Origin of the sequence: Desulforamulus aquiferis (assembly GCF_030577015.1) — a bacterium.
GTDB lineage: Bacteria > Bacillota > Desulfotomaculia > Desulfotomaculales > Desulfotomaculaceae > Desulfotomaculum > Desulfotomaculum aquiferis.
Genome location: NZ_JARPTC010000019.1, coordinates 160839 through 178145, shown reverse-complemented (window position 1 = coordinate 178145; position 17307 = coordinate 160839). Strand labels below are relative to the sequence as shown.

Sequence of the window (17307 nt, the reverse complement as noted above, 5' to 3'; positions counted from 1 at the left end):
GGAGTGGGAACACATGAAGTGGGATCTCCTAGAAAAGACAACTTTTTGGATTGAAGGGATAGACCTCAAGGACATTAATTTAGGAAAAGTAGCAGACATTACAGCAGATGCCCTGGGAATGAAAAAAGATGAAATCATGGTGGTTGATGTTCGCCCGGGGATGCTCGCTTTTGATATATTAAAACGCCAGATTGAGGCAGAAGCAATTGCTGGAAAAGAAAAGGAGCTTCTGTTAAGACTAAAAGACCTACCTGGTGTAATTTTGGAACCCACAGCAACAGTACATTCCGAAGGTGTACTTGGCTTAATTGCCTTAGGTGAACAGGAAGCCTCTCAAGTTTTGCTAGAATCAAAACGCATAGTTGATGATGTAAGTAGAGCTGTTTTAAAGCGTGCCATTGTATTTGCATCGGGCAGTGAAGTGATCAGTGGCAATATAGAGGACACAAATTCTCCCTATATTATAAAGGCGTTGGAGGAAGCTGGGTTTAAAGCCAAATTCGGGGGCACATTAGAAGATAATGATAAAATAGCGTCTTCATATATTGAAGCTGCTTTAGAACAGGGGTATGGGTTAGTTGTAACCACTGGTGGCGTTGGAGCAGAAGATAAGGATTTCAGCATTGAAGCAATCAAACGAATTGACCCGGAGGTTGCAACCCCGTGGATCTTAAAGTTTAAACCCGATTATCACAGACATCATAAAGAGGGTGTGTGTATTGCAGTAGGTCAGTCCGGTATTGCTAAAATGGTTGCTTTACCGGGTCCCCATGAAGAAGCCAAATTGGGATGTGGTCGATTAATAAAAGGTTTGCAATTAGGTTTAGAAAAAACAGAACTGGCTGAATATATTGCTTCGGCAATAAGGCAACGCTGGCACGAGAAGATGAATAAAGGAGGACATAGGCATGAGGGAAAAGGACATAGCAACTAAGTTACTAGAAGCCGAAAGAACCCAAACTCCCATTGATACACTTACCACTACATATCCAGATTTAAAGGTTGATGATGCCTATCGCATCCAACTAGCTCAGGTTTCCATGCGTTTGGAAGAAGGGCGTAAAATAGTTGGCAAAAAAATAGGTCTAACTAGCAAAGCTATGCAACAACTACTAGGTGTGGATGAGCCTGATTATGGTCACTTGTTTGATGACATGCTTCTTATGGAAGGTGAATTATGTCGAAGAGATCAGTTAATTAAACCCAAGATTGAGGGTGAACTTGCGTTTGTTTTGAAAGAACGGTTAAAGGGACCTGGTGTCAATATTGCAGATGTATATCGGGCCACTGCTGGTATTCTACCATCTATAGAAATTGTAGACAGTCGCATCCGGGATTGGAAAATTAAACTTCCAGATACCATTGCCGATAACGCCTCAAGTTGCCGCTTTGTGCTGGGTAGCCGTATGGTTCCTATTAACCAAATTGATTTGCGCCATGTAGGCATGATTTTAGAGAAAAATGGAGAGATGGTAAATAGTGGGGCAGGAGCAGCCGTTTGGGGAAACCCAGCCGCTGCAGTAGCGTGGTTGGCAAACAAATTAGGAGCCTTTGATATTGCCTTAGAACCAGGGGAGATTATTCTTTCCGGTGCAATAACAGCGGCAGTGGATGCTTCAGCAGGTGATGTCTTTACCTTGTCATTCCATACCCTGGGGACATTAAATCTTAAGTTTGTTTAGTACAAAAAGGGGAGTTGAAATTTGTGGACAAAATAAAAGTAGCAGTAATAGGACCTGGTAACATCGGTACTGATCTAATGTATAAGATCTTCCGTAGCCAGCATTTAGAGATGTCTTTAATGATCGGGGTGGTCGAATCAGAGGGAATCAAGAGGGCACGTAATTTAGGTATTAGAACTTCCATTGATGGTATCGGTAGTATTTTAGAAGACAAAGACATTAGAATTGTTTTTGATGCCACTGGAGCTAAACCTCATCTAATACACGCGCCACAGTTGAAGGAAGCTGGGAAGATTGCAATTGACCTTACACCAGCCTCTGTTGGACCCTATGTAGTGCCCTGTGCAAACTTAGATCAAGTCAAGGATGAACCAAATTTAAATATGGTTACCTGTGGTGGGCAAGCAACTGTTCCCATCGTTCATGCAATTAGTCAGGTAACTAATGTTGATTATGCCGAAATAGTTGCCTGTATCTCTAGTAAGAGTGCAGGACCTGGTACTAGACAGAACATTGACGAGTTTACTGAAACTACTTCCAAAGCATTAGCTGTGGTAGGTGGTGCTAAGAAGAGTAAAGCAATTATTGTGCTAAACCCTGCAGATCCAGCTGTAATGATGTCTAACACAATTTACTGTGAAGTGGAAGACCCCAATGAAAAAGCTATTAAAGAATCTATAGATAAAATGGTTAAAGAGGTACAAAAATATGTGCCGGGCTATCGTTTACGTGTACCACCCATCTTTGAGGGCAACAAGATAACCACCATTGTGGAGGTTGAAGGAGCGGGGGATTTCTTACCCAAATATTCTGGGAACCTGGATATTATAAACTCAGCAGCAATCGCAGTAGCCGAGAAATTAGCTGCTAGAATCTTGAAAAAGGAAGTGGTAGCGTGAGCGACAAAAAACATATCCATCTAGTCGATACTACATTGCGAGATGGTAGTCATGCCGTTAGTCATCAATATACAACAGAGCAGATAGCAAAAATAGCAGCTGGACTAGATGAAGCTGGTGTGGAATATATAGAAGTTTCTCACGGTGATGGTTTAGCTGGATCATCTATAAACTATGGATATTCTGTCACCAGTGAAGAAGAAATGTTAAAGGCTGCTAATAGTGTAATTAAAAAAGGTACCCTGACAGTACTATTGATTCCCGGCATTGCTACTCAAACCGATTTGGAAATGGCAGTTAAATTAGGCGCTAAGGCAGTTCGGGTAGCTACCCATGTTACTGAGGCCGATATATCAGAACAGCACATTGGCATGGCTAAGAGATTAGGTCTTAAAGCATTTGGCTTCTTAATGATGTCTCATATGGTCTCACCAGAAAAGGTAGCAGAACAGGCCAAATTATTTGAATCCTATGGAGCGGACATTATTTATGTAGCAGATTCAGCTGGTGCAATGCTTCCAGAAGATGCCTACAACCGTGTTTCTGCAGTAGTCGAAGCAGTTAATGTTCCGGTTGGCTTCCATGCCCACAATAACATGACCCTGGCTACAGCAAACTCACTGGCGGCAATCGAAGCTGGTGCAACCTATATTGACGGAACTTGCAGAGGTCTTGGAGCTGGTGCAGGAAACACCCAAATAGAAGCACTTGTGGGTGTGTTGGAAAAGAAAGGTTATCATACAGGCATTGATCTCTATAAGGTTATGGATGTTGCAGAAGATTTAGTCGAACCTATTATGCAACGACCACAAGTAGTACGTAATGCTCCCTTTATGCTGGGCTATGCAGGTGCATACAGTAGCTTCCTTCTACATACTTATCGTGCTGCTAAAAAATTTGACCTTGATCCCAGGGATATCTTGACAGAACTTGGTAACAGGAGAATGGTCGGTGGCCAAGAAGATATGATTATTGATGTTGCTTACCAGTTAGCTAAGAAAAGAGGTGTATAAACTTGAAAGTTGTCAACCTTTTGGCTGTGGTAAATACAGAAAAGTGTATAGGATGTAGAACCTGTGAACGTATTTGTCCTGTCTTGGCACTAAAGATGGAGAACCGTAAAGCAGTTGTAGATGCTGAAAGATGCCGTGGCTGTAACAACTGCGAACAGCGTTGCCCAGAGTATGCAATAAATATGGTTAAAAGGGAGCAGCCTATTGCGGTTAAGGTTGACATAAGTGCCGTAGACTATGACAAAATAGATAAATTGTGCCGTAAAGCCAAGTTTAACCCTGAACAGATAATTTGCTACTGTACCGCCACAAGGGCTGAAGAAGCAGCTGCAGCCATACTTCAAGGGGCCAGTTCTCCTGAGGAAGTATCATTTTTGACAGGGGTTCGAACAGGTTGCAAAGTTGAATGTATTCAACCCATCCTGAGGCTTTTAGAAGCAGCAGGGATTAAGCCAGAGCCTCCAAAAGGTGGCTGGCAGTGGTATGGTCGTACAGTAACTGTTTGGGAGATACCGGAAGAAGTAAAGAAGAAATACGCCAGTAGAGGCTTCTATTTTGACGAGGATGTTAAAATTCTGGATCGCGTTGCCAATGCACCAGTGCAGGGAAGGAGTGACGAATAATGCGAGCACCCATTACCCCTTTAGCTCCCCGTAAATCTCAATATGGTATCGATCCCAGTTTGGTCAGAACACGTGTGGCAGAGCTCCCGGGGATGACTTCTGTATTACTTAAGGAGTTGTTTCCTGACTTACCACAGGTAATTTTTCCCAATGAAAAAGGAATAGAAGAAATTAGGAAAGCTACTGAAACTGCATTACAAAAGGTTGATATGAGTAAAATTAAGCCAGAACACTCAGTTAATATTCTGGCATCTCACCACGGTTTTACTCTGCTTGGCGGGGAACCCTATGCAGAAATGATAAAAACAATTAAAGATGTCATTGAAGCCCGAACAGGGACTACCAACATTCGACTGCGTGCAGGTGTAGGACTGCGTTTCCGTGAGACAGAAGAATATATCAAGCGCTATGGCCTAGATGAATATTTTAAAGGCAAAGCAATTGGTGTGGCTCCTGTGGATCAGGGAATAGCTATTGAGACAGAGGTTGGCACTTTATACGGAATTAGAAAAGTCTACGATGCAGATTGGGTGGTCCATGCCCACAATAGCGATGTTCGGGAAGTTCATTTCCATCGCCAGGTAGATAGGGCAGTTAAGCCCTTTGGAATGTCCTATGCTCGTATAGAAACCCGCTCTACTTACCATCAAAACCTGGGTCCGAGGGCGGCAAACTTTACGGCCAGGGCCATATTTGACTCGGCCTTTGTACAAAGTAAATTTGCCTTTGCTACCTTCTTAGAAGTTGCCCCCAATGGCATCATTAACGTAGATGCGGATAGCGATCTTTATGCACTAAATGACCGGGTAACCGAAAGTGGTTGCCGATATTACGGTAAAATGATGACCTTGTTTGGGGAAATTGATGAATGTATTGCTGCTCTTGATTTCCCATGCCCCGTAGTTTATGTTTTTTCTGCCGGTGTGATCTATGCGAATTTTGCTGGAGCTAACACCGACCTGTATGACCTGGATGTGCCATTACCTGCATATACCTGGTACACTGAGTCCTTTTATGGAAAACGGGGAACACCGCTGTTGGATGATATACCACGCTTTAACCCTGCTATTAAGATGTGTGTACACAACTATGCTTGGACGGGATATCCCAGTGCATTCTTCAGTGAACACATTCCAACAGTCGTGGTAGGTCAGGAACAAGCTGACCTGTTTAATTGCGACCCTCAAAATCTAACTTATATGAAACATACTATGTTAGCGGAAGATACTAAAGCGGCTATGGAGTTTGCCTATAAGGCAACAGGGACAAAAAAGGTAGTAGTTTTTGACGGAGCTATGGGTGGAATCAATGTCAGTGAGCCTCTTGCGGAGTTATTGCTTAAGAAAGCACCTGAAGTAAGCCGACGTGTAGACGAAGAGCTGATGCCTAAGTGGTTGCGACAAAGGGGAGTTAAATTATAGAGTTTGGTAAGTTGCAACCTGATTAAAAGAATATCTATATGGGCTATGTTATATGCCTAAATAGCCCATCTTTACCCTAATAAGATCCTTATATTTTTTAAAAAAATTTTCAAAATATTTTATAATGTTTGATTATCTAAATTTTGTTAAATACAATTATGCCTATTTATAAAAACATTGTACGGCAATATCAAACGATTAAGCATAAAAATGACCCTACTAACTATAAAACTTAATATAGGATTGCTTGAATCAGATTTGCCGTATCAGACCATGGGATAAAGTTTTGTTGAGCTAAGGAAATAACAACATGTGAGGGGGGGTTAATGAAAATACAATAATTTTTTATTAATCTCTAGGTTTAGTCTATGGTAAGGTAAGTATTTTAGGAGGTGACTAGGGTGTCAAAGCTATTATCAGTTAATCCATCCCTGTGCACAGGGTGCCACCGCTGTGAAATGTGGTGCTCGATGACAAAATACGGAGAGGTTAACCCTTCACGCAGTAACGTTTATGTTATCAGAAGGGAACCTGCCATCGATGTACCGGTGGTTTGTATTCAATGTGGTTTATGCATTAACTCCTGTCCAACTGGAGCATTAAAAAGAGAAGGCACCGATGCAATTATAGTGGACTCTGACTTATGTGCTGGTTGTGGTGCCTGTGTAACTGTTTGTCCGTACGGAGTTTTAAGATTTGACGAAGAAACAAACTTAGCTGCTAAGTGCGATTTATGCGGTGGACAACCAGCATGTGCAACTCACTGTCCGCAAGGCGCTATCCGCTATGAAGAAGTAAATAAAGTTGCAGCCAAACGTCGGGAACAGTGGGCTACAGCAATCGTATCAAAGGGATAATAGGAGGTGAGAAATATGTCATACGGATATACTGGGAAGTTGTTACGAGTTGATCTATCTAATGGCAAGATTGCTATTGAAAAACTGGACCAAAAGGAACTAAGAAAATATATAGGTTGCGTAGGATATGCGTTACAACTACTCTACAAAGAAATGCCCGGTGGTACAGATCCCCTGTCTCCTGAGGCCAAAGTAGTTCTTGCTACAGGGCCTATCACAGGGACTCTTAGTCCAAGTGGCGGAAGTTACGAGGTATGTTATAAGTCACCACTATCAGGTACTTGGAATCAAGCTCGGTCAGGTGGAGGCTTTGGACCCAAGCTTAAGTATGCTGGATTCGATTATGTTGTTATTGAAGGAAAATCTGCAGAGCCTGTTTATCTTAATATCACTGATGGTAAAGCAGAAATTAAGCCGGCAAAACATTTATGGGGCCTAAATGTAGAAGAAACCACAGAGGCTTTAATAAAGGAACTAGATGATCCAGAAGTATCTGTTGCTACCATAGGTCAGGCCGGAGAAAATGGAGTACTATATGCAGCTTTAATTAATGATCGGGGTCGTGCAGCTGGTAGGGGCGGCATTGGTGCAGTTCTTGGCGGAAAGAACTTAAAGGCCGTTGCTGTAAACGGACATGGTGGTATTAAAGTTGTCAGGCCGAAAGAATTTATGGATGCGGTGTCTAAGGCAGAAGAATGGTTAAAGAATTATCTTTTAGGTAGTATTCCTGCAGCAGGTACTATCGGACTAGTTTCTTTACATGACAGCTTAGGTATTTTACCCACCAGAAACTTTCAAGCGGCCCACTTTGATAAGGCAGAGGAAATTTCCGGTGAGAAATTTAACCGGGAATACAACATTAAAAAACGTGCTTGCTACGGATGTACCTTTGCATGTGGACGATATTCTGCAGTAAAGAATGGAAGTTTTCAAACGCCACCAATGGAAGGGCCAGAATATGAAACTGTAGACATGTTGGGTGCTAACTTGGGTGTTCATAATTTAGAGGCAATCATTAGAGGAAACTTTTTATGCAATGTATATGGATTGGACACTGTTAGTACAGGCATGAGTATAGCCTTTGCCATGGAGTGTTATGAAAAGGGCCTGCTGACCGAGAAAGATACTGATGGCTTAATATTACATTGGGGTAATGCAGAAGCAATGGTGCAGTTGGTTGAGAAAATTGCCAACAAAGAAGGATTCGGTGCCTTCTTAGCCCAGGGTGTAAAACGTATGGCAGAAAAACTTGGTGCGGGTGCAGAAGAAGCAGCCATGCACGTAAAAGGTCTCGAGTTACCTGCTCATGAACCTCGTTCCGAATCTAAGGTGCTGGCTGTTCAATATGCTACTTCCCCAAGAGGTGCTTGTCATATGCATCCCAACTGGCCAGCAACTTGGGACTTTGGCCAGTTGGATTGTGGTATGAAGGAATTCGGAGTACCCTGGCCGCCAACTGAAGTTCCAGATGAATCGGCAGTTAAAGGTACTGCTTATAGATACGTAGCTTTACAAGGTGAAATAAGTGAGAATCTTGGAGCATGTATCTTCTATTCCTGGGGCTTCGAGGGTAATTGCATAACACCTCAACTTTATGCAGAGATGTTAAGTGCTCTAACAGGTTGGAATGTTACAGCAGAAGAGTTGTTTACTGCAGCAGATCGATCTTGGAATTTAAAACGTTGTTTTAACAGCCGGGAAGGTTTTACCCGAGCTGATGATAAACTGCCAAAACGGTTTTCAGAAGCTATTCCAGATGGTCCTTCAGCAGGATCTAAAGTAGCAAACCTGGATGTTATGCTTGATGCTTACTATGAAGCTATGCAATGGGATAGAGAAACAGGTTTGCCAAAACCTGAAAAACTTAAAGAGTTAGAAATTGATTTTGCAGTAAACGATAATTAATGAAATAACAGTTTTTAACTGTATCTTACCAGCTAATTGATTAGAAAACTAAGCTTCTATCATGCTTTAACCAGTGCTTAGTTTGCCCCTTATGCATATCGGGAAGTTTTATACTTTCCGATATGCCAAAAATAATATTAAAGGAGTGTTACTATGTTTCCTACGCTTAAAGAAGTTCAGTATTATACCCCGCAAAAGATTGTATTTGGTGTTAATGCAGTAGACAATATTTCCCAGCACATGAAAGAAAAGGGCTGGAGTGGCAAGGTAATTATTGTAACCGACCCAATCTTATCAAAAAATGGCATTGCAGATAGGGTAGTAGCTGCACTTAAAAAAGACAATATTGAAGTAGCAGTATTTGATCAAGGTAAGCCTGAACCTGATGATATTGTATGTGATCTAGCAGCCGAGTTTGCTCGCAAAGAAGGTGGAAAAATTGTAATTGGACTGGGCGGCGGTAGTGCTATAGATATTGCCAAAGTCGTTGCTCAACTTCTTGCTTTGCCTGGAACAACAGGGGACTATTTAAAAACCACTACTTTCCCCAAAAAGGGTGCTCCAATAATTGCTGTCCCTACTACATCTGGCACAGGTACAGAATGCACGATGTATTCGGTAATCACCTTTGCTAAAGACAGCATTAAAGGATTTTTTGCGACACCATCAATTTTGCCTGATTTGGCCTTGGTAGATCCTACACTAACTCTAAGTATGCCTCCCAGAGTCACCGCATCTACTGGAGCAGATGCTTTAGCACATGCAATAGAAACTCTAATTGCTAAGCAAGAAAACCCATTCACAGATGCTATTTCTTTAAAGGCAGTTGAACTTATTGCTGAGGCATTACCCGTTGCTGTTTATGAAGGGGATAACCTAGAGGCTCGGGTTAAAATGTCTTATGCTTCAATGATGGCTGGCAAAGCATTTAATGATCCTGGGATAGTAGAAGGTCATGCTTTAGCACATACCTTAGGTTCTGTATACCATGTTCCTCATGGTGTTGGATGTGCTGTTGCCCTACCTTATGCTATGGAATACAATATGGGCCATTGTATGGAGAAAATGGCCTTGATAGCCAAAGCACTTGGTCAAAATATTGAAGGTATGAATCCCCGTCAGGCTGCTCAGGCTGCTGTAGATGGTGTTAAGCAACTCCTGTTAGATATTGGTATTGAACCCACCTGGGCACCCTTTGGAAAGAAAGAGGATATTCCCATGCTTGCAGAAATGATGACAGATTGTCCATGGATTACTGCTTTCTACGGTTGGGCTAAGAGACCGATGACTAGGGAGGCTGCAACCGAGTTGCTGACCAGAAGTTATGAAGGTCGCTTGGGAGATAAACTGTATTAATTGATGCTTATCAAGCAGTATTTATGGTACGAGGGTATATACCTAGGCCGAGATTCATCATGAATGGTTGGGAGGGGATTCTATGGCAATTGAACCTTTAATGGTGATAGGTGCCTTAGGCGGGGGGATTCTAGGCGCAGCAATTGGTGCTTTACCTGCCATCACATTATGGGGTGCCGTTTTAATGATCACCGGCCTTGCCGGGTTGATAGGCAATAACCCTGATTTGATATGGAATATTGGTTTTAATCCTCTTTTTGGTGCCCATATGGTTTATGCCGGAGGAGCTGCGGCTGCCGTATATGCATGGAAAAAGGGAGTTTTAGAAAGTGGATTGGATATACTTAAGCCACTTTCTGGATTTGGTAGGCCAGATGTTCTACTGGTGGGTGGTGTATTTGGTGTAATTGGTATGCTTTTAGAACGCATCGGCACAGGTATAGGGATTCCAACCGATAATGTAGCATTATCAGTTGTTATTACTGGTTGGTTGGCTAGATTGCTATTTGATGGTCAATGGCGTGCTAATCGTAAAAAGGATCCTGTCGCAGAAGGTGAAAGTTGCTGGCCTAACACTAAGGAACTTGGTTTTCTAGTGGTGCTCGGGGGCGGCGTTGGACTGGCGTCTGCTGTGGCCGCAGTTAAAATGGGAGATATATTTATACCCTTTGGTCTTGCTTTATTATTCCTTATCTACCTTCAGATGGGGTTCAACGGGGCGGCTTGGCATCATATCGTGATTGTAGCCGGTTTAGCCGCCCTCCGTGGCAATGGAAGCATTAATGCAATAGTCTGGGCAGTGGTGTTGGGGATTATCGTTGCAATCCTGGCAAGTTGTATCAATAAACTATGGATCAGTCAAACAAACTCCTATATAGACCCACCAGTTACCACTATAGCAATAGGTTCTAGTATAATTATCGCTCTTTCATCAACCGGTTTATTGTAACTACCTAGCTGGAATAAGTAATATTTAGCTGATTAATTAAAACTAGTTAAATTATCGATATATTCAAAAGGGTAGAAAAAAATAAAATAAACGGAGGAATGAAAAATGTCTAATTATTCTAAGTGGTTCCGTATTCCCAAGGATATCGTATTTGGTTGGGGTTGTCTTGCCTACTTAAAAGAAATGGAAGGTCAAAGGGCAGTTATTGTAACAGACAAAGTAATGCAAGACCTAGGTTTTGTAGAAAAAGTAAAAGGTTATTTAGCTGAGGCTGGTATTGAAAGTACAGTTTTTGATCAAGTAGAGCCTGATCCTAGCCGCCAAACTGTCATGAAGGGCGTTGAAGTTATGAATCAGTTCCAGCCCGATTTAATTGTTGGCTTAGGTGGAGGTTCCTCCCTAGACGCTGGTAAAGCAATGTGGATTTTCTATGAACACCCCAATGTGACCTGGGAAGAAATTTTCGTTCCCTTTACCGGTGTACCTAAATTAAGAAATAAAGCTAGATTTGTAGCTATACCTTCTACCAGTGGTACAGCTACCGAAGTAACTTTGGCTGCTGTAATCACCAACCGTGATGTAGAGCCAAATGTCAAGGACTTCACACTTTCCTATGAATGTACCCCAGACATTGCTATCTGTGATCCAGAACTACCATCTACCATGCCACCGGTCATAACTGCAAATACGGGATTTGATGTAATGGTTCACGCTGTGGAGGCATATGTTTCTAGAAATGCTAGCGATATTACCGACCCCCTGGCTATCAAATCAACAACTATGGTATTTGACTGGCTACCCAAGGCATTTGCTGATGGTACCAATAAAGAGGCCAGAGAAAAGATGCATACAGCATCATTAATGGCTGGTTTTACCTTTACTAACACTGCATTGGGGTTAGTTCACAGTACAGCTCACCAAATTGGTGCTGAGTACGGAATACCTCATGGTCGTGCCAACGCTATCATGATGCCATACGTCATTCAATACAATACAGCAGCAGCAGCTTCCCGCTATGCTGATTTGGCCCGGGCTATCGGTTATGAAGTAAAGGATGCCTATGACGGAACAGCTAAGTTTTTAGAGGCTGTAAGAGGATTACAGAAACTGCTAGGTATTCCTGCTTGCATTAAGGAAACAGGTGTTGATGAAGCTGATTTCTTAGCTAAAGTTGACAAATTAGCAGAAAACGCCATGAAAGACGGAAGTACGCCACCTAACCCAAGAGTCCCCAGCATTCAAGAAGTCAAAAATATTTTCCTATGCGCTTATTACGGTAAAGAGGTTATTTAATTTATCTAATTAGTAACCAACCTCATAATGGTACGAGGGTCTATACCTCGTACCATTATGAGGAATTCTTAAATCTAAATTCTTTTTATCAAGAGGAGTTTAATCAAGTTTTGTTAAATTATAATAACTTAATTATTAACGTGGTACTTAATTCATTATCAAGGAGATATATTGATGAAAGTACAAGTTAAACTTCTAGGGATTTTATCTTTGAATTTTCCTGCCTATAGTAAATTTAAATATATAGAAATCAAAGCGGGGGAACAAGTAGAAGATTTATTTACGCATCTAGGTTTGGCATCTCATGAAGTACACTATATTTCTGTTAATGGAAAACTGGTAAAAAAAGATTATTTTTTAAAAGATGATGATAAGGTTATTTTTTTTCCACAAGTAAGTGGTGGATAATATTATATTGCAAGTTAGTTTGATAACATAATATAATAGTTTTCAGTGGGAGGTTGCAAATTTATATTCTCATGTTGTTAGTAGAACCGGTTGGTACTATTGAAAATTAACCCGCCAATGCAGGTGAGAGAGTTTCTCTAGTAGCATTGGCGATTTATATTTAATAAATATAAAACCTATAGATATTCAATTTATAGAACGATGTGCTATAATGTTAAACACGGCATGATCTTTAGGATTGGAGGTGGTATTAATGACAAAAAAAACAAATATAATCCAGTCAGTAGACAGGGCTATATCTATTCTGGAGGTTCTAGAAAAATCGATAGAGCCACTTGGTGTTACAGAGATAAGTAATAGACTAGATCTTCATAAAAGTACTACCTTCGGTCTCCTGAATACCCTAGAAAGTAGAGGCTTGGTATATCAAGATCCTGAAAATGGAAAATACAAGTTAGGCCTAAGATTGATGGAACTTGGGGAACAGGTTCAACAAAGAATGCAATTGAGGCAACAAGCCCGACCCTTTTTAAAGAGTTTAGTTGAGGAGTATAAAGAAACTGTTCATCTAGTAGTTAAGGTAGAGAATGAATACGTTTATATTGATAAAGTAGATGGTCCTCAAGCAATAAGAATGTACTCCCAAATTGGTAAAAGGGCGCTAATGCATTGTTCGGGTGTAGGGAAGGCGATTTTGGCTTACTTACCACAGAGGGAACAAGAAAAAATTTTTGAAAAAATTGAATTAAAATCTTTTTCACCTAACACCATTACTGACATTGATGAACTAAGAAATCATTTGGTTAAAATTAAGAACCAAGGATATAGCATTGATGATGAAGAAATTGAAGTCGGCCTACGGTGTGTGGCTGCACCTATATTAGATCACCATGGTAAAGCAATTGCTGCAATTAGTATTGCTGGCCCTAGTACAAGAATGACTAATGAAAGAATCGATCAACTTATACAGCCAGTTAAAAAGGCAGCTTTATTAATATCGCAAACAATGGGATATCATTATTAATAAACTCATTCTTAAAAATATAATCTAAATATCTTTTATTAGTACTTAGATGAAATGCCCTTGGCAGGTTGCCAAGGGCTTGAAACTAATTTATGTAAAAGGAGCCACTTCATGAGAATTGTTGTCGGAATAACTGGGGCTTCAGGATCTATACTAGCTATTACTTTGTTGAAAATTCTTCGCTCTCTAGGGTTGGAAACTCACCTGATTTATAGTGATTGGGGAAAACGTACGCTTGAACTGGAAACTAATCATACTATTGATGAAGTTAACACACTAGCATCATATACATATAGAGAGGACGACCAAGCGGCACCTGTTTCCAGTGGATCTTTTAGGCATAACGGGATGGTAATTGTACCATGCAGCATGAAAACTCTATCTGCAGTGGCAAACGGGTATGCAGATAATCTCATTAGCCGAGCTGCTGATGTGACGATTAAAGAAGGACGTAAATTAATCTTGGTTACACGTGAGTCTCCATTGAGTGCTATTCATCTGGAAAATATGTTAAAATTGGCACGTCTTGGGGTAACCATTATGCCTCCTGTACCGGGCTTTTATGCAAAGCCTCAAACCATTGAAGACATTGTTCATCACAGCGCGGGACGTATTTTAGATCAACTTGGTATAGAACACAATTTGATTCACCGTTGGGGAGAGTAGAAAAATTTCAGAGAAAGAAGGATACCAAAGAATTTTGCAGAACTATATTTATAGTATATTTTCAAAACGCCGTGCGACAATAGCGAATGTGCAAGGTTGATATCCTAGGAAATTTAAGGCGGTTAATTATTTTTTATTAAATTATTAAAACGCCGTGCGATAATGTAAAACAAATTATGATTTTTTTAGATTAGAATTAAGTATACTTTATGAGATTACTGTCAGAGGTCTTTTAAAAGGAAGGGAAGAAAAGTGAGTTTTTATAGGATTAATGTCTCAGATATTACGGTAAAAGAAGAGGAGCTACCCAAATCATATCAATTGCTTGGTGCTAGGGGGTTGGTGGACTCTATTATTGCATCAGAAGTAGATCCAACTTGTGACCCATTAGGTCCCAAGAACAAAATGGTCTTTGCAACAGGTTTATTTGCGGGCACTTCTGTACCAAGTTCTAGCCGAACTTCAGTTGGAACGAAAAGCCCGCTTACAGGGGGTTTAAAAGAAAGTAGCGCAGGTGGTCCCGGTGGTTTATATCTTGGCAAGCTTGGGGTAAAAGCAATAATTATTGAAGGAGCACCTAAGGACAATCAATGGCATTATTTAAACATAGATAAAGAAGGTGTCCAACTTTTGCCTGCTGGTGAGCTAATAGGTCTTGGTTGTTATGATGCATGTAAAAAATTGCAAAGGATACATGGAAAAAAGAGTAGTATCTTTGTCATTGGCCAGGCCGGTGAAAAGAAAATGCTGGCAGCTAACATAGCTGCCACTGACAAAGAAGGGGTACCCACCCGCCAGTTTGGCAGAGGCGGTGTAGGTGCAGTGATGGGTGCAAAACATATTAAAGCTGTTGTAATAAATGGCACAGACATGGATTATATTCCGGCATTAGATAAAGAATTAGCAAAAAAATGCATTAAGAAATTTGCTCAAGGGCTTTTAAAAAACCCAGTATCTGGTAATGCACTACCTAAATATGGTACTGCAGTTTTAGTAAATATAATAAATAGTATTGGTGCTTTACCTACTAGGAACTTCTCTTCCGGAGCATTTGAAGAAGTTAGTCAAATTAGCGGTGAGACTATGACTGAACTGCAAATAAAGCGGGGTGGTAAGGTAGGGCATGCCTGTACTCCGGGGTGTGTGATTCGCTGTTCCAACATTTACGTAGACAAAGATGGTTCGGAAATAACAGGTGGATTTGAATATGAGTCAGTTTGCCTGCTGGGTTCTAATCTTGGTATTGGCAACCTTGATGATATAGCATATTTAAACAGGTTATGCGATGACTTTGGCCTAGACACCATTGAGGTAGGTGCTGCTTTAGGTATAGCAATGGAAGCGGGAATATTACCCTTTGGTGATGTTGCTGCGGCAAAAGAAGCGATCCAGTCCATTGCTCGGGGAGATATTTTGGGAAAAGTTTTAGGCCAGGGTGCAAAAATAACCGGTCAAGTGCTTGGTATCAATAGAATTCCTGTTGTTAAGGGTCAAGCAATGGCGGCTTATGACCCACGGGGAATTAAGGGAATGGGTGCAATTTATGCTGTTACGCCTATGGGTGCTGATCATACTGCTGGTCCAAGTTGTACTACCTTCATTAAGGCTAAGCCTGAAGAACAGGTACTCCTAGCAAAAGAGTACCACATCAAGGCCACTGCTTTAGACAATACAGGTCTGTGCAGATTTTGCAGCTATGCAGTATTTAATGACGCCGAAACATTTAATGCCTTGCTCGATATAATTAAGAGCTACCTTCAGATTGAAGTCACTTCAGAAGACTTTTGGAATTGGGGTAAAAGTATTCTTCAGATAGAGATGGACTTTAACCAGAAAGCAGGTTTTACTCCAGAGTCCAATCGCATTCCCGAGTATATGCACCTAGAAAAACTTAGCCCTAAGTGGGAAGTTTTTGATATTACAAATGAGGAACTAGATAGCATCTTGGAGTTTTAATGTCAAAAGGAGGTATGGATAATGATAACTACAAGTTTCAACTTCAAATTGCCAACTGAAATTGAATTTGGCCCTGGATCACTCTATAAGCTTCCAAAATTTATTGCTGATTTTAAAGTACATAAAGTAATGATTGTTACTGATCCAGGAATTGTTAAAGCTGGGATTTTAGAAAGAATCTCTAATGTTCTAGCTCAAGCTAAAATTAATTGTGTTGTTTTCGATCAAGTAGAATCTGATCCCAGTACCAAAACGATTGAAAAGATTAGGGACAAGGCAAAGCTGGAGGAAGTGGATGCACTTATAGCAGTTGGTGGAGGTAGTTCCATAGATGCCGCTAAAGGCACAAGGTTGCTGCTTTCAAATGAAGGTAAGCTTTTGGATTATGCCGGTCTTAATAAGGTCAAGCAAAAAGGTATTCCACTAATTGCAATTCCAACAACAGCCGGTACTGGCAGCGAGGTAACAATCTTTGCTGTATTAACTGAATTAGAACAGGATATTAAATTCACCATAGCTAGCCCATATCTGGCTCCGGACTTATCCATCTTAGATCCTGAATTAACTTTGCTTCTACCTCCAATGATGACCGCAGCTACCGGACTTGATGCATTGACCCATGCCATCGAGGCCTATACTTCTCAGGCCAGTCAGCCCATTTGTGATGTAATAGCATTAGAATCGATTCGGCTAATTTATAGATACCTGCCCCAAGCCACAACAGATGGTAATAATTTAGAGGCCCGTACAGAAATGCTTAAAGCCCAGTTACTGGCTGGAATAGCTTTCAATAATACAAATTTAGGGCTGTCACATGCAATTGCAAGTCCACTAGGGGGGCACTTCCATATCCCACACGGAATTGCAAATGCTATTATGCTACCCTATGTTATGAATTTTAATGTTCCTGCTGCCCCAGAGAGGTACGCCAAAATTACCGAGGCTATGGGTATATGTCTCATGGGCAAGGATATTTATGAAGATGCCTACGAAGCACCTCTGGCTATCGGAAAATTGGTTGAGCTATGCGGCTTGCCCAAAAAATTACGTGATGTAGGAGCAACAGAAGAAAAATTGGATGATGTTGCCAGGGATGCGTTAAAGAGTGGTATGCTCAAGTTTAACATACGTAAAGCTAGTGAAAAACAAATTAGGCAGATTCTACAAGAAGCCTTTTAATTCTTAGTAACACTTTGATGTCTATGCTGTTTATTAGTATGTTTAAAAAGGACTATCCAAAATCACAGGGCTAGGA

At 41.0% G+C, this 17307-nt stretch carries 16 protein-coding genes; all 16 read left to right on the top strand.

Going from position 1 to position 17307, the window contains the following annotated elements; genetic code table 11:
* The first annotated feature begins 13 nt into the window (after positions 1 to 13).
* The 16 genes from P6N53_RS13195 (at position 14) to P6N53_RS13120 (ending at position 17231) form a co-directional block, all read left to right on the top strand.
* On the top strand, positions 14 to 934 hold the full coding sequence (locus tag P6N53_RS13195; RefSeq protein ID WP_304543904.1) for a molybdopterin-binding protein: 921 nt from the start codon (positions 14 to 16) through the stop codon (positions 932 to 934).
* Positions 909 to 1682 (top strand): 2-keto-4-pentenoate hydratase, encoded by a 774-nt coding sequence (locus tag P6N53_RS13190; protein ID WP_304543902.1) that lies wholly within the window; start codon positions 909 to 911, stop codon positions 1680 to 1682. Before P6N53_RS13195 ends, P6N53_RS13190 begins: the two co-directional genes overlap by 26 nt.
* A gap of 23 nt (positions 1683 to 1705) precedes the next feature.
* Entirely contained in the window at positions 1706 to 2581 is an 876-nt protein-coding gene (locus tag P6N53_RS13185; protein ID WP_304543899.1) for an acetaldehyde dehydrogenase (acetylating), read from the top strand.
* Positions 2578 to 3594, top strand: a complete 1017-nt coding sequence (gene dmpG, locus P6N53_RS13180; RefSeq protein ID WP_304543897.1) for a 4-hydroxy-2-oxovalerate aldolase — start codon at positions 2578 to 2580, stop codon at positions 3592 to 3594. The genes P6N53_RS13185 and dmpG overlap by 4 nt, the downstream gene beginning before the upstream one ends.
* A gap of 2 nt (positions 3595 to 3596) precedes the next feature.
* Entirely contained in the window at positions 3597 to 4217 is a 621-nt protein-coding gene (locus tag P6N53_RS13175) for a ferredoxin family protein (RefSeq protein ID WP_304543895.1), read from the top strand.
* Positions 4217 to 5638, top strand: a complete 1422-nt coding sequence (locus P6N53_RS13170; protein WP_304543894.1) for a hypothetical protein — start codon at positions 4217 to 4219, stop codon at positions 5636 to 5638. The genes P6N53_RS13175 and P6N53_RS13170 overlap by 1 nt, the downstream gene beginning before the upstream one ends.
* Before the next feature lie 401 nt (positions 5639 to 6039).
* Positions 6040 to 6495 (top strand): 4Fe-4S dicluster domain-containing protein, encoded by a 456-nt coding sequence (locus P6N53_RS13165; RefSeq protein ID WP_304543892.1) that lies wholly within the window; start codon positions 6040 to 6042, stop codon positions 6493 to 6495.
* Between the two features lie 15 nt (positions 6496 to 6510).
* Positions 6511 to 8400 (top strand): aldehyde ferredoxin oxidoreductase family protein, encoded by a 1890-nt coding sequence (locus P6N53_RS13160; RefSeq protein WP_304543890.1) that lies wholly within the window; start codon positions 6511 to 6513, stop codon positions 8398 to 8400.
* Between the two features lie 153 nt (positions 8401 to 8553).
* The gene (locus tag P6N53_RS13155) at positions 8554 to 9756 is read left to right on the top strand and encodes an iron-containing alcohol dehydrogenase (protein ID WP_304543888.1); all 1203 of its coding nucleotides are present in this window, start codon (positions 8554 to 8556) and stop codon (positions 9754 to 9756) included.
* Between the two features lie 82 nt (positions 9757 to 9838).
* Positions 9839 to 10705 carry a DUF7973 family transport facilitator gene (locus P6N53_RS13150; RefSeq protein WP_304543886.1) on the top strand — a complete coding sequence of 289 codons (867 nt, stop codon included), beginning with the start codon at positions 9839 to 9841 and terminating at the stop codon, positions 10703 to 10705.
* Positions 10706 to 10810: 105 nt separating this feature from the next.
* On the top strand, positions 10811 to 11998 hold the full coding sequence (locus tag P6N53_RS13145) for an iron-containing alcohol dehydrogenase (protein ID WP_304543884.1): 1188 nt from the start codon (positions 10811 to 10813) through the stop codon (positions 11996 to 11998).
* A gap of 174 nt (positions 11999 to 12172) precedes the next feature.
* Positions 12173 to 12406 carry a MoaD/ThiS family protein gene (locus tag P6N53_RS13140; protein ID WP_304543882.1) on the top strand — a complete coding sequence of 78 codons (234 nt, stop codon included), beginning with the start codon at positions 12173 to 12175 and terminating at the stop codon, positions 12404 to 12406.
* A 253-nt stretch (positions 12407 to 12659) separates the two neighbouring features.
* Positions 12660 to 13430 carry an IclR family transcriptional regulator gene (locus P6N53_RS13135; RefSeq protein WP_304543880.1) on the top strand — a complete coding sequence of 257 codons (771 nt, stop codon included), beginning with the start codon at positions 12660 to 12662 and terminating at the stop codon, positions 13428 to 13430.
* Between the two features lie 111 nt (positions 13431 to 13541).
* The gene (locus P6N53_RS13130) at positions 13542 to 14096 is read left to right on the top strand and encodes a UbiX family flavin prenyltransferase (protein ID WP_304543878.1); all 555 of its coding nucleotides are present in this window, start codon (positions 13542 to 13544) and stop codon (positions 14094 to 14096) included.
* A gap of 252 nt (positions 14097 to 14348) precedes the next feature.
* Positions 14349 to 16052: an aldehyde ferredoxin oxidoreductase C-terminal domain-containing protein gene (locus P6N53_RS13125; protein ID WP_304543876.1), complete on the top strand. Its 1704-nt coding sequence runs from the start codon at positions 14349 to 14351 to the stop codon at positions 16050 to 16052.
* Between the two features lie 21 nt (positions 16053 to 16073).
* Entirely contained in the window at positions 16074 to 17231 is a 1158-nt protein-coding gene (locus tag P6N53_RS13120) for an iron-containing alcohol dehydrogenase (RefSeq protein WP_304543874.1), read from the top strand.
* Positions 17232 to 17307 lie beyond the last annotated feature (76 nt).

What these genes read in the sequence shown, in the direction of transcription:
- P6N53_RS13135 (WP_304543880.1), top strand. Translation starts at nt 12,660, where the DNA reads ATGACAAAAAAAACAAATATAATCCAGTCAGTAGACAGGGCTATATCT.
- P6N53_RS13170 (WP_304543894.1), top strand. Translation starts at nt 4,217, where the DNA reads ATGCGAGCACCCATTACCCCTTTAGCTCCCCGTAAATCTCAATATGGT.
- P6N53_RS13120 (WP_304543874.1), top strand. Translation starts at nt 16,074, where the DNA reads ATGATAACTACAAGTTTCAACTTCAAATTGCCAACTGAAATTGAATTT.
- P6N53_RS13195 (WP_304543904.1), top strand. Translation starts at nt 14, where the DNA reads ATGAAGTGGGATCTCCTAGAAAAGACAACTTTTTGGATTGAAGGGATA.
- P6N53_RS13190 (WP_304543902.1), top strand. Translation starts at nt 909, where the DNA reads ATGAGGGAAAAGGACATAGCAACTAAGTTACTAGAAGCCGAAAGAACC.
- P6N53_RS13130 (WP_304543878.1), top strand. Translation starts at nt 13,542, where the DNA reads ATGAGAATTGTTGTCGGAATAACTGGGGCTTCAGGATCTATACTAGCT.
- P6N53_RS13155 (WP_304543888.1), top strand. Translation starts at nt 8,554, where the DNA reads ATGTTTCCTACGCTTAAAGAAGTTCAGTATTATACCCCGCAAAAGATT.
- P6N53_RS13160 (WP_304543890.1), top strand. Translation starts at nt 6,511, where the DNA reads ATGTCATACGGATATACTGGGAAGTTGTTACGAGTTGATCTATCTAAT.
- P6N53_RS13140 (WP_304543882.1), top strand. Translation starts at nt 12,173, where the DNA reads ATGAAAGTACAAGTTAAACTTCTAGGGATTTTATCTTTGAATTTTCCT.
- P6N53_RS13150 (WP_304543886.1), top strand. Translation starts at nt 9,839, where the DNA reads ATGGCAATTGAACCTTTAATGGTGATAGGTGCCTTAGGCGGGGGGATT.
- P6N53_RS13145 (WP_304543884.1), top strand. Translation starts at nt 10,811, where the DNA reads ATGTCTAATTATTCTAAGTGGTTCCGTATTCCCAAGGATATCGTATTT.